This window comes from Dyadobacter beijingensis DSM 21582, from assembly GCF_000382205.1.
Lineage (GTDB): Bacteria > Bacteroidota > Bacteroidia > Cytophagales > Spirosomataceae > Dyadobacter > Dyadobacter beijingensis.
In genome coordinates this window covers 278,875-291,308 of the sequence record NZ_KB907788.1, presented here as the reverse complement: position 1 = coordinate 291,308, position 12,434 = coordinate 278,875, and the positions used below count along the sequence as shown (strand labels likewise).

Annotated in this window: 8 protein-coding genes; 1 reads left to right on the top strand and 7 read right to left on the bottom strand. The window is 55.8% G+C overall.

Annotated features, from left to right (window positions below):
* Positions 1-5: 5 nt before the first annotated feature.
* From H144_RS0114860 to H144_RS0114840, 5 genes are read right to left on the bottom strand one after another with little or no spacing between them, the layout of a single operon-like run.
* Positions 6-1,511 carry a sialate O-acetylesterase gene (locus tag H144_RS0114860; RefSeq protein ID WP_019942871.1) on the bottom strand — a complete coding sequence of 502 codons (1,506 nt, stop codon included), beginning with the start codon at positions 1,509-1,511 and terminating at the stop codon, positions 6-8.
* A complete protein-coding gene (locus H144_RS0114855) occupies positions 1,508-4,117 on the bottom strand; it encodes a sodium:solute symporter family protein (protein ID WP_019942870.1) in 2,610 nt (869 codons plus the stop codon). The genes H144_RS0114860 and H144_RS0114855 overlap by 4 nt, the downstream gene beginning before the upstream one ends.
* A gap of 47 nt (positions 4,118-4,164) precedes the next feature.
* On the bottom strand, positions 4,165-5,106 hold the full coding sequence (locus tag H144_RS0114850; RefSeq protein ID WP_026350707.1) for a dihydrodipicolinate synthase family protein: 942 nt from the start codon (positions 5,104-5,106) through the stop codon (positions 4,165-4,167).
* 31 nt (positions 5,107-5,137) lie between these two features.
* Positions 5,138-6,730 (bottom strand): RagB/SusD family nutrient uptake outer membrane protein, encoded by a 1,593-nt coding sequence (locus tag H144_RS0114845; protein ID WP_229207910.1) that lies wholly within the window; start codon positions 6,728-6,730, stop codon positions 5,138-5,140.
* The gene (locus H144_RS0114840; RefSeq protein ID WP_019942867.1) at positions 6,717-10,106 is read right to left on the bottom strand and encodes a SusC/RagA family TonB-linked outer membrane protein; all 3,390 of its coding nucleotides are present in this window, start codon (positions 10,104-10,106) and stop codon (positions 6,717-6,719) included. The genes H144_RS0114845 and H144_RS0114840 overlap by 14 nt, the downstream gene beginning before the upstream one ends.
* Positions 10,107-10,291: 185 nt before the next feature.
* Here H144_RS0114840 and H144_RS0114835 point away from each other — a divergent pair, with 185 nt between their 5' ends.
* The gene (locus tag H144_RS0114835) at positions 10,292-10,990 is read left to right on the top strand and encodes a FadR/GntR family transcriptional regulator (protein ID WP_019942866.1); all 699 of its coding nucleotides are present in this window, start codon (positions 10,292-10,294) and stop codon (positions 10,988-10,990) included.
* Positions 10,991-11,162: 172 nt separating this feature from the next.
* Here H144_RS0114835 and H144_RS34305 read toward each other — a convergent pair whose 3' ends face one another.
* Both H144_RS34305 and H144_RS0114825 read right to left on the bottom strand, forming a co-directional pair.
* Positions 11,163-11,333 carry a hypothetical protein gene (locus H144_RS34305; protein WP_019942865.1) on the bottom strand — a complete coding sequence of 57 codons (171 nt, stop codon included), beginning with the start codon at positions 11,331-11,333 and terminating at the stop codon, positions 11,163-11,165.
* Positions 11,334-11,386: 53 nt separating this feature from the next.
* Positions 11,387-12,358 (bottom strand): ThuA domain-containing protein, encoded by a 972-nt coding sequence (locus H144_RS0114825; RefSeq protein WP_019942864.1) that lies wholly within the window; start codon positions 12,356-12,358, stop codon positions 11,387-11,389.
* Positions 12,359-12,434: the final 76 nt, after the last annotated feature.

The window sequence follows — 12,434 nt, the reverse complement described above, 5'->3', positions numbered from 1 at the left end:
TTTCATCATAAATCACTTTTAGGTATTGAAATTGAAAACGTCGATGCCGGCAACCGCGCCTCATTGCAGAGATTGGCCCGGCTGAAAGGCTGGTAAGCATACAGAACGGACGTCACTTTCAGGTTTGGCGGGACCGTAATGCTTATGGTTTTCCGATGGATCGCGGCGTCGGCGGCGAAGCGCCGGCCGTCGGTCGTCAAGAGTTCGAAGCCTTGCAATGGCTTGTCGTCCAGCGTGCGAAGCGCCCTCGCTGAACCGAAGTGCAACATGATCGATTGTCCATCCCGGTACGCCTTTCGAAGCACCGGCCCGCTGGCTGTTATTTTTTTTCCGTAAACATCATGCAATGCGAGCTTTGCCAGCCTGACGCCGATCTCCATTTTACGGGTCGGGTGGACATCCAGTGAATCGCCGAGGTCGTGGCTCACGGCCATGCCCGTGCCGGCAATGCGCAGGGCGAGCTGCCGCTGCGAATCGCGGAATTCGGGCCAGTGGGGACGGTCGATGGAGGATAGTTGTACAAAATAGAAGGGCAATGCCGCATTCCAATGCTTGCGCCAGCTGGTAACGAGTTTTTCAAACAATGCGGCATGCAGGGCCACGTCGTGCACATTGCTTTCGCCCTGGTACCATATCACCCCCTTGACAGGGAAAGCGGTGAACGGCGCGATGCCCGCTTTGAAATTATAGCCGGGCATGAAGGTATGGCGCTGTGTGGGCGAGGTGGCACGCAAGGTATTTTCGCCTCCACGCTGTTTCACCCATTCCATGACCTGCGGCGAATGCCGCCAGTCGTGCAGCATACCGGCAAAGCGGCCGTCCTGCGCCAATGTGGCGCTGTCGATCCACGATTCGGTAGGCGAACCGCCTAACGCAACCTGAATCAGCCCGATGGGAACGCCGGTTTCCGCGACGATCTGTTTACCAAAATAATATCCTACCGCCGAGAATGCCGCCACCGAAGCCGCATCGGCCGTTTTCCATTCGCCACGATAAACTTCCGAACGGTTCACTTTTTCGAGCATCGCCGGGTCCCAGGCCACATTGCCGCCGGGTGCGGTGCTGGCGTATTTCAGCAAGCGGATATTCGGACTGAAATGCCCTGCCGCCACTTCATCCTTACCGCCCACGGCGTTTTTCAATGCAAAATCCATATTCGACTGCCCGGAGCAGAGCCATACGTCGCCGATCAGCACATCGTTTACGAGCAGTTCATTGCCTCCGGAAGATACACGGACCTGCAATGGCCCGCCCGACCTTTTTGCGGAAAAAACCACTTTCCATTTTCCCCCGTCATCGGCCGCGGCCGACTGCGTTTTGCCCGAAAAAGAAACAGCAACTTTTTCTCCCGCCGGCGCCGTTCCGTGAATGACAATGGGCTGGTCCCGCTGCAAAACCATATGGTCTGAAAACGCGGGCGCGAGTTTCAGTGCAGCCTGTGCACGAAGTTCAACGGAATGCCCGAATGCCATTTGGCATACCACCAACAAGTATAGCAACCCTTTTTTCATCGTCCGTAAATGGTGAGGCCCGTCAGATCGCGATGGGCGGGCATGAGCAAACTCATGATATAGCCAAAAAACACACAGCTCGCCAGCCCCGTGAAGGCGTACATGAGCAAATGGATGCCGGTATACTGCTGGATCATCACCTGCGTGACGCAGCTAATGGCCATACCGGCCACCACGCCGTTCCCACTCGCCCTGCGCGTGAAAATGCCCAGCACGAACGCCCCGCCAATGCAGCCTGTGAAAAGCCCGAGAATGGTATTGAACTTGTCCCAGAGCGATGATACGCCCTTATGCGCCATGTACAAGGCAATGCAGGTGACGAATACCCCTAGCAGCAACGTGGTAGCACGGGCGAAAAACAGTGTTTGCGCAGGGGTGACCCCGGGTTTGAATTTCTGGTAAAAATCGGTGGTGAGCAGGGTGGCCGTGGAGTTCATACTCGCCTCCGTGCTGCTCATAGCCGCGGCGAAAATGCCGGCAATGAGCAAGCCCGACAACCCCGCCGGCAGCTCACTCACAATGTACCACGGAAAAGTATTGTCGACATTGTCCAAAGCCATGTTCACCTGCGCCGGCTGTTCGCGGAAAAAGAGGAACAGCAGCGTACCGATCGAGAAGAATACCAGCGTGGACGGCAATGTGAGCCATGCGCCCAGTTTGAGACTTTTCACCGATTCGGCTTCGGTTTTGGTCGTGAGGTAGCGCTGCACGGTCGTCTGGTCGGTGCCGTAGGTGAGCAGGCTGATCGCCAGTCCGCCGATGAGCACGACCCAGAACGTCGGTTCAGTGAAATCGAACCGGAAGTCGAATACTTTCAGCTTTTCGGCATTTTCGACGGCTTGCATGCCTGCTTTCCAGTCATTAATCTGAAACGGCAGGTAAAAAAGGCAGAACAGCGCCCCGGCGGCCAGGATGAGCACCTGCACTACTTCCACCCAGATCACCGCCTCGATACCGCCTTTGACCGTAAAGAAAATGCTGATGGCGCCGATGATGATAATGCAAAGGCTCACATCGATACCCGTCACGAGCGTCAATGCGATGCTCGGCAGCAGTACGACGATGCTCATCCGGCCAAGTTGCAGCAGCACATACAGCGCAGAGGCCATCATACGGCAGGCGTCGTTGAAGCGCTTGCCGAGGTATTCGTAGGCTGAGGTAACATGCAGTTTCCGGTAAAAAGGAATGAAATAACGCGCCACCAGCGGCATCACCATGATGATCGTCATGAGGAGGAAAAAGTACGTCCAATCGGTGGCGTAGGTTTTCGCGGGAATGCCCATAAAGGTGATCGCGCTCAGTTTGGCCCCGAAAATGCTGATCCCCGCCGCCCACTGCGGAATGCGCTCGCCGCCCTTGAAATAATCGTTGGTATTGCTGGTATGCCCGGTAAAAAAGAACCGCCCGGCCGTCATTAGCAGGAAACAGATGAGCAATACAGCGGTATCGATCCACGAAAACGATGCCTGGTTACGGACCACGCCTCGGGTAACGGCGGGGGTGCGCACACCCGGACGGATTTCACCGCTGGGGATGAAGATATCCTCGCCGGCTTTGACGGCGGTGGTTGTGACCTGGCCGGCGCCCGGCAGCCCGCCTATGCGCGCCCATACGTCGGTAATGGTGTTATACAAATACACATCCTTGCTGAAACCCTTGTGGGCCGTCAGCAATGCGACTTTTTCTGCTTGCAACCGGGCTTTCGCGTCGGGATCGGCCTCCTCGGCGATGCGCGCATTCAGCGTTTCGATCTGGTGGAAAACATGACCTTTATCGCCGCCGATGAGCAGGATGTAGGAGGCGCCGCTCGGGACGCCCGTACCCGCCGAAAGCGCAGTGGTATGGGTACCGTCGCCGATCGGGGCTTTGGTTTTCCATTGGCGTTCGGCGGGATCGTAGCAGTAGTTGCTGCCGTGGAGGTTGCTGATGCCCGTCGCCTGTGCGCTGCGCCCGCCCATCACGTACACGTGCGGACTTTTACCATTGCCTTGCGCCACTACCACGGCGTGCGAGAGCGCCTCGGGTAATGCGGGCAGCGTTTGCCATTGCGCGGGATTCCGGGATAAATCCAATGCAAAAAAGCCGGACGAAGGCTTGCCGCCGCTCTCACCGCCGGCCACGTATACGACGTTGCCGATCGCAGCAGCGCCTGCATTGGCCAACGGTACGGGCAGCTCGGGCAGCGGCTTGAAACGCACCTGCCGCTTAGCCTCGTCCCATTGCATTAAAAACACATTTTTAGAAGCGCCGAATGCGTTTTCGCCGCCCACGCACACAACGCCCTGCGGGAGCGACACGCTGGCGCCATAAGCCGCCATTTTGTTCAGAAAACGGCCGGCCGAGGGTATTACCCATTGGATCGAACCGCCGGATTTTTGCAGGACATATACCTCATCGTGATACGCCTTTTTGCCTCCCTCCCACGGCATACCGCCGGGAAAATTGGCGCCGCCGGCGATGAGCAGTACGCCATTGTGCCAGCCAGCAAATGCACCGGCCACGCCGGGATGCGCCTGCCCCGGCGCGGGCGGAGGCAGCTGCGCGGCGACCGACCAGCGGATATCGTTGGCCCGGTTTTCACGGGCAAAAGCGGTTCCAGGCCACATATGATGCAAGCAGATAATGAAACAGAAAAGAATGATTTTGCAATGCATCAAACAGTAATTTTTACCGGCGCCAGGCACGATTTGAACGATTCGAAATCCAATGCCGCTACATCTGCACGGAAGGCCTCGAACTGCGCCGCTTCCATATTCCGCACGGGCAGCCGGAACGTGCCGCAATCCACGCCAACGAGCTTCATATATCCCTTACCGACCGAAATCCCGCCGTATTTACCCAGCAACCGGATCATATCGATCGATTTTTGCTGCCATGCCGCGGCCCCTTCCATATCCCCGGCCGCAAATGCGTCCATCAGCCGGTGGTAAAGCGGCGCTGCATAATTGAAAGTGCTGCCCACGGCGCCCTGCGCCCCGATCGCGAGTGCGGAAAGCATATTCTCGTCGCGCCCCCAGAGCATATCGTATCGACCATTCTCGAAATTGAGGCAGGATTGGAAATCCATGAAATCCTCGTGGGTGTATTTGATCCCCGCGAAGTTCGGCACCCTTCCGTGAACCGCTTTGAGCAAATCGTACATGGCAAAGCCGACGCCCGTGAGGACGGGAATATGGTAATAGTAAAAAGGCATGTCGGGCACGCTGGCCGCGATGGCGATGATGCATTCGGCCAGCATATCCACATTCGCGGGTTTGAAATATGACGGGCTCGTGAACGACACGGCGTCCAGGCCGATCGCCTGCGCATGTTGGGCGAGGTCGATGCAATCGGCGATGCAGGTCCCGCCCAGCAATGGCATGATCGTGAAATCGTTATCCGCTCCGGCGCATTGTGCCCAGGCCTGCGCTACCTGCTTTTTTTCCTGCAAGGTGAGCGACACGCCCTCGCCGGTAGAGCCGCAAATGAATGCACCGTTGATGCCGTTTTGTTTCAGAAAGCCGTAGTAGCCAGGGATCTGGTCGGTATTCAGGCTGCCGTCCGCGTGCATGGGAGTGAATGGAGCGGCAATGAGGCCTGTCAAATGTAAATTCATGAATGTGTTGTTTTTAAAAAAATGGATATAGCTAGTTAGGCCTTGCGGTGCTGTAACCCGGTGTTTGCGTCACGAGCGGATCGTTGGTCCAGATGGCCGCTTCGATGGGCCACAGGATGCGGTACCCCTGGGTAGTCTTGTCGAGCACGCCGTAGGGATGGTTTACACTCTTAAAGACAAGCGGTTCGGTACCATACTTCATCCGGCGCAGATCGTACCAGCGGCGGCCTTCGTGAACAAACTCTTTCGTCCGCTCCTCGAAAATGGCCAGTTCGTTGGCGTCCTTGCCCTTATTGACGAACGGTTTCGGATCTTTGCCCGCAAATGCACGGTCGCGCACGGCCTGGATGTAGGTGGCAGGATCACCGCCTTCGGCATTGGTGATTTCGGCTAGCATCAGCAGGCGGTCGGCCTCGCGGTACACGGGCCAGTCGTCGGAGAAATAGCGCTTGTTCGCGTCGATTGTCCCGAGGAATTTGACCAAAGCCGTGTTTTTAATGGTGGCCACGTAGGGCTTCACGTCGGTGTTGACTTTGTAGTAGTCATAAAAAGTGGCATTCCGGCGCGTATCTGCAAGGTCGTAGGATTGGAATAACTCAAAGGTGTATCCGTAACGCTGGATCACCTGCTGCGAGTTGGTGGCGGCGAGCAGCAGCGGGTCCACGAGGAAATTGCCGATGCCCGCGCTTGCCGTCGAGTCCTTGTAATGCAAGCCATTCAAATTGAACGTGGAATAGGTGTAGGCAGCCACGCCCGTCATCTCGGCCTCGCCCACGCGGTAGCGCACCGCGAAAATCACCTCGTTGTTGTTCTTTTGATTGTAAGCAAAAACAGTAGAGAATACCGGCAGCAGGCTCGTGCCTGTTACTGCATTCAAAGCCGTTTTCGCCTCGGCGAGGTCGGCTGTATTGCCGTATACCTTCGCCGACCAGAGGAACACCTCCCCTTTCAGCATCCTGGAAGCATTCGGCGACCATAGGCTCTTGTCCGTCGCCGACGCCTGCGCCCCGAACAGCGAAAGCGACCTGCTCACATCCGCTTTAACGGCCGCGAGTACCTCCTGCTCACCCGAACGGGCCTTTCGGAGCAGCACAGCGTCGGTCGTTCCATTCAGCACATCGGCTTCCAGCACGAGGGGCACGCCGCCGTAAGTCCGCAGCAAGTGAAAATAGTAATAGGCCCGCAGCGCGTAAGCCTGGCCGAGCAGATAATTTTTACGCGTTTCGGCGAGGAAACCGATCGCTTCCACCTTCTGGATAAACAGATTGATCTGCAAAATGGGCCCGTAAAAACCGGCCCAACTGCTTACTCCGGACGAGGTTTCTTCCAAGCGCTGCTCGATCAGCGGCAGCTCGTTCAGCGACGTCGCCTGGCGGTCGACATTGCTGTAAATGCCGCCACGCATTTCGCCCAGGCGCAGGAACTGGAACTGGTTGTCACGGAACTGCTTGTGCAGGCCCACCATGAAATTGCTCACCTGGGCTTCGTTCTGCCAGTAGTTGTTGTTGCCGAAATAGTCTTCCGGGGCCAGGTCGAGCGTGTCCTTGCAGGAAGGCACGAGCAGGAGCAAAACGGCCCAGCAGAGGTAAAAACGAATCTTTTTCATCATTTCAGAAAGTAACATTGACACCGAGGATTAAGGATGTAGGAATCGTGTAGGCGCTGTTCTGGCTGCCGGTGCGTTCGGGCAGGCTCAGCATTCTGTTGGTCAGGTAGCCCAGGTTCTGGCCCGTAGCGGTCACCGTCAGCCCGGCAATTTTCGCCTTTTGCAGGAGAGCGGATGGCAACGAATAGCTTAGCGACACTTCGCGGAATGCGAGGTACGACGAATTGACCCAGAACATACTGCTCGGCCGGTCGTAGTTTTTGGCATTGAGCTGGTCGGCCCAGGTGTAGCGCGGGTATTTGGCGTTCGGGTTATCGGGTGTCCAGGTGTCCTTCACGAGGTCGGTTGCGTTAAATTCGCCCTGGAAGCTGCCCAGCGACCACATTTGCTGAAAATCCATTTGCTTATGTCCCAACGCGAAATCCATCCGTGCGAAGAGCGATAGGTTTTTCCAGCGGATGGTCGCATTCACGCCGCCCGTCCAGCGTGGAAGCGTGCGGCCGAGGGAAACCATGTCGCGGGTGTCGATGGTATCGTTGTTATCGAGGTCCTTCCACATCATATCGCCCAGCTGGGTGGCGATGTAGGTCGTGCGGCTGAGATTTTTGGATGAAATCAGCGCCTCACTGGCCACCCGCTTGCCTGCCGAAGCGCCATATTGCACTTCTCCGGCCGCAATGTCGACCTTATTGTATTTCGCCAGGTCTTCGCCCGTGCGGATAATGCCCTCGCTCACGTAGCCGAACACCTCGCCGTACTCCTGCCCTTCCTGCAAGCCGCCCGCCCAGATTACTTTGCCGGTTTTCGGGTCGTACACGCGCTGGCCGCCCTGGCGGTTGTTTTCGTTGCCGTTGTAGGGCAATTTGAGCACGAGGTTCTTGTTCCAAGCCGCATTAGCGCCGATCTGCACGGCGAAATCATTCTTTTGCACCAGTTTGAAAACTCCTTCCAGCTCCACGCCGCGGTTACGCATGCTGCCGTTGTTGGTGCGGATGCTGGCAATGCCGGAGGATGTTGGGAGGATCACGCTGGCGATTTTATCGGTGGTAACGCGGTTGTATACGGCCACATTGGTGGTAATGCGGTTATTGAAAAAGCCCGTTTCCACGCCGCCTTCCACGGTATTGCTTTTCTCCCATTTCAAATTCGGATTGGCGACGCCCGTTTGGAGGAAGCCAATGGCGCCATTGTACGCCGTTTGCGAGCTGTACGAGCCCTGCAATTCGTAAATGCCGATGCCATTGTTGGTACCGATGCCGATATTGCCGTTTTTGCCATAGCTCGCCCGCACTTTCAGGAACGACAGCCAATGCTGCGTATCGGCCATAAAATCCTCCTTATGCACGAGCCATCCCGCCGAAAATGCCGGAAAAGTACCAAACTGGTTGTCGCCGATCAGGCGCGAGTAGCCGTCGCGGCGTACGGTGAACGAGGCGAGGTATTTGCCGTCGTAATCGTAATTCACCCGGCCGAATGCGGAGATAATACGCTCTTTGGTGTGATAGGAGTCGATAGAGCGGGTGTTGGCATCATTGATGGTGAGCCCCAGGTCCTGGAAATCGTCGGTAGGTGCCAGCTTGCCGGCTGCGCTGAAACCGTTGGCCGCTTCCTGGTAATATTCAAAACCGGCCATAGCGTCGATGAAGCTTTTACCGAGAAATGCTTTTTTGTAGTTCAATACGGCATTATAGGTCTGGCGAATCGTACGGTCAAAACCTGCCGAGGATGCGCGGTCGCGGTTCCATCCAGTGTTTGGGTTGGTGGTACTCATGATCCCGATGCGGAAATCGCGGTTAAACGATTCCGCCACGGCCTCATCGTACATTAATATGCCGCCTACTTTCAACGACAGGTCGTCGGTAATGTCCGCGCGGAACGATTGCCCGAACGTAAACTTGTCGGACTGATTCTTTCTTTGGTATTTATCGAAATTGAGGATCGGGTTACCGTCGCTGGCGTCGCGGCCGAGGATCAGCTCGCCATTCGCACCGGTGCCGCGCATGGTGGGCGGCGCGGACAGCATCCGGCCCCAGTAGTTTGCCTCGCCGTTCTGCAGCGACTGGTCGCGCCAGTTGGCCCGGGCGAAATTCAGGCTGCTTTCGGATTTCAGCCAGCTTTTGATCTTGTAATCCCCGTTCAGCGTGAATGTAAGCCTGCGGTAGAACGTCCCGAGCGACAGGCCGTCTTCATTATAGTACCCGAGATTGGCATAATAGCCTCCTTTTGCATTGCCGCCATTCATCCCGATGTTGTATTCCTGCGAGACGGCGGGCGATTTGAATGCATAATCGCCATAGTTGAAATCTTTGTAAATCAGGTCCGCATAGGTCCCATTCACGGGGTCGTAGCCGCCCGCCGCGTTGGTTTTGACAGGATCTTTCATCGTTTTCCAGCCGTCGTTCGCATTGAGCAGCTCGCGGTTGGCGTCGGTGAGGCGCATGGTGCTCCAAATGGCGCGGGAATCGTAATTGCCGTCGAGGACCACACCGTTGGCATCCTTATAGAGGTTACCCGTCCCGCGCGGGCCCACGCCCGAGAGCATGGCCGAGGTGCCGGTGCCGTTTTTAATCGCCTCCACTACGCCCAGGCGCGTCCATTTAATGTAATCCTCTGCATGGAGGTAATTGTAGGGAATGTTGAGGAAGTTGAAACCCGTCTTCGCTTTGAAAGTGATCGACGAGGTGCCGTCCTTGCCTCTTTTGGAGGTGATGAGCACGACGCCATTGCTCGCCCGTGCACCATAAATGGCTGTGGCAGAAGCATCTTTCAGCACTTCCATACTTTCGATATCGTCGGGGTTAATGTCGCTGAGGGATCCGCGCACCTGGCCGTCCACGACGATGAGCGGGCTGCCGCTGCCGTCGAAATTGGTACCGCCGCGAAGGATAATCGCCGGTACCGAGCCGGGGCGTCCCGTGGCCGTGGTCACCCGCACACCCGCGATCGTCCCTGCCAGCGCCTGTGCCGGGTTGGCGCGCATACCGGTTTCGAGCACTTTGGAGTCGAGTTTGGCAATGGACGAAGTAATTTTGGTCCGGCTGGCTGAACCATAGCCGGTTACCACGACCTCGTTCAATGCGGAAACGTCGGGTTTCAGGGAGATGTCGAGCGTTTGCGACACGCCCACCGGAATTTCCTGCATCACATAGCCCACCATCCGGAACTGTACCACGTCGCCCCCGCCGGCCTGGATCGAATAGGTACCGTCGATGCCCGTTTCAGTCGCTACATTTTTTCCTTTCAGCAACACGGTCACGTTCGGGAGCGGCTGCTTGTCGTCGTCGGAAAGCACTCTCCCGGTAAGTACGCGCACCGTTTGCGCCTGCACGAGCGTCGCCAGCACGAGGCAGGCAATGCTCAGCAGCACTTTCAAATGGGTAGTTGTCAATTTCATGAAAAGGTTAAGATTAGGGATATTTGTATTATGTATGACATAATAAAGGTAGAGGTTTTAGAAAGTTGATTCCAAGCATCTTGCAGAAAAAATTTTTGGACATCACGGTTACTTAATTTGCAAATGGCTTGTGATTTGACCGAAAACAGCCAATTTTGTCATACATAATGCGTCATTAAAGCTGTATGGAGGACATTTTTCAAAATATCAGAATAGATACCAGCTCGCTGGTCGACAAGGTGGAGAGCAACCTGATAGAGCTCTTTGTGGAGAAGAATTTCAAGGTAGGCGATGCCATTCCGAAGGAGCTGGAACTGGCGCAGATGCTGGGCGTGAGCCGGACCGTCGTGCGGGAGGCGATGCTCAGGCTGCGGCTGATGGGGTTGATCGAGTCGAAAAAACACCGCGGGGCGGTCATTACCAGTCCTGACCTCGTTTCGATCCTCGAAAAAAGCATGAACCCGAAGATACTCGACGAGAATACGCTGAAAGAAATTTTTGAAATGCGGCTTTCACTGGAAATCGGGATGGCGGATTTCATCATGGCGCGGGTTACGCCGGAGGACATTGCGGCATTGAAAGAACTCGTCGCGAGCGAGCCGGGAGCGTCGGGGCAGGTCATTTTTCAGATCGAACACGAGATTGCTTTTCACGGCAAGCTGTACGAGATTACCCGCAACGAAACAATGAAAAAATTCCAGCGTATGTTGTTACCCGTTTTCGACTACGTGCACAAAAGCGGTCTCCTGCGCAAGCATACGGCCACCAAGGACTTCGTTTCGCATCAGGGACTGGTGGAGATCATCGAGCACGGCACGCCGGAACAGCTCCGCAACGGCATGCGCAATCACCTGGAAAATCACTTTGCCAGATTGTTTGAATAAAAAGTAGCATTAAACGGTGATAATGTTTCGTATATTTAAGTCGGCCTATCTCATTGAGCATGAATGAGTCGGCGAGCCTTCCATCACCCTAAGCTATATTTTCATGAAAGCATTTTTTACCCGCAGAGCAGGAGTAGCGATTTGCCTTCTTTTGATGACCGGCCTCCCCTGGTCATGCGTCGACCACGTCCAGCCAACCGTCACGGTTACTTGTTCCTGCCAGATCATTGACAACAGCGGCCCTACCAGCCAGTATCAAACCAAAACCATGGAATGCCCGACCAAGGACTTCACCTGTACCTGCGGCGGCATCGCACAGCGTGGCGGGATCGTTGATTTTCATTGTAATTAAAAATGCCGTCAGCGGCCGAAACGGCTGACGGGCAAATTCAAAGATTATTCGGAGAATTTCCGCTGGCTCACCTTATCCTCCGTTGGAAAATCGGCAGGAATAGGTATATCCACTTTACCGGTGGCTACCCATTGGCTTCCGCGTTGCAGGCTCGTAATGAACCCGACGCATTCAACAGAATAATCGGCGTGGCCTAATGCCATGTGGAAAATGCGGCCTTTGCCGTAGCGCAGGGCGATCAGCATTGGCTCGTTGCGGTCGGTGCCGTTGTTGCTTTTGGGCGAGAATGCGGTGGCGAGGATTTGCATGTTTTCGGCCGGGCCGCGGAGGCGGTCGTACAGTTCGTCGCGGCTGTGGAGCCAGGTAGCGGGCATGCCCCTGGTGATCGGGTGATTGGGTTCGCGGATGGTGATTTTGAACTCCATTTGCGCACCGTGTGAACCGGCCTTACCGGGCTGCGTATCGCGGATTTCCTTGCCGTTTTGGTCATAATATACGTACGGGCCGTCTTTTTCCGTACGATCGCCCCAACCGCCGAGGCCGATCATCTGGTTATACGCCGGCCATTCCGGGAAAGAGTTGTTCGCCGCGTGAATGACCACCAGACCGCCGCCGTTTTTCATAAATTTCTCAAAATCTTTTTGCGCAGCCGCCGACCACGGCGCCGCATTCCACCCGAAATTGCAGATCACGAGATCATAATTGGCGAATTTGGGGTGAAATGCCGAGTCCATTCTCGGCTTCGGCAATGCTTCCGTGGGCGCGCCGCCTTTAACGGGGTATGCCTGCACGAGCTTGTCGCCCTGCCAGGTGTAGCGCGTCCGCTGTACGTCGACGGTAAATTTTTTGGTGTCTTCCAGGTAATACTTCATCATGGCCGTGATCTTGGGCCATTGTTCGTGGTTGTTCTGGCCGTCGACGATGAGCACGCGCAGGGGCGGACGTTGTGCGTACGAGGCGGGCGCACAGGCCAGCAAAGCGAGCAGGAAGAGCGAAATTCGAATGGTTTGGGTCATATTTTGACGATTTACGGGATATTACAGTTTAAAACCGGAAAGCATTGTACAGGGCCGCCAAGGTAAAATAATGTGT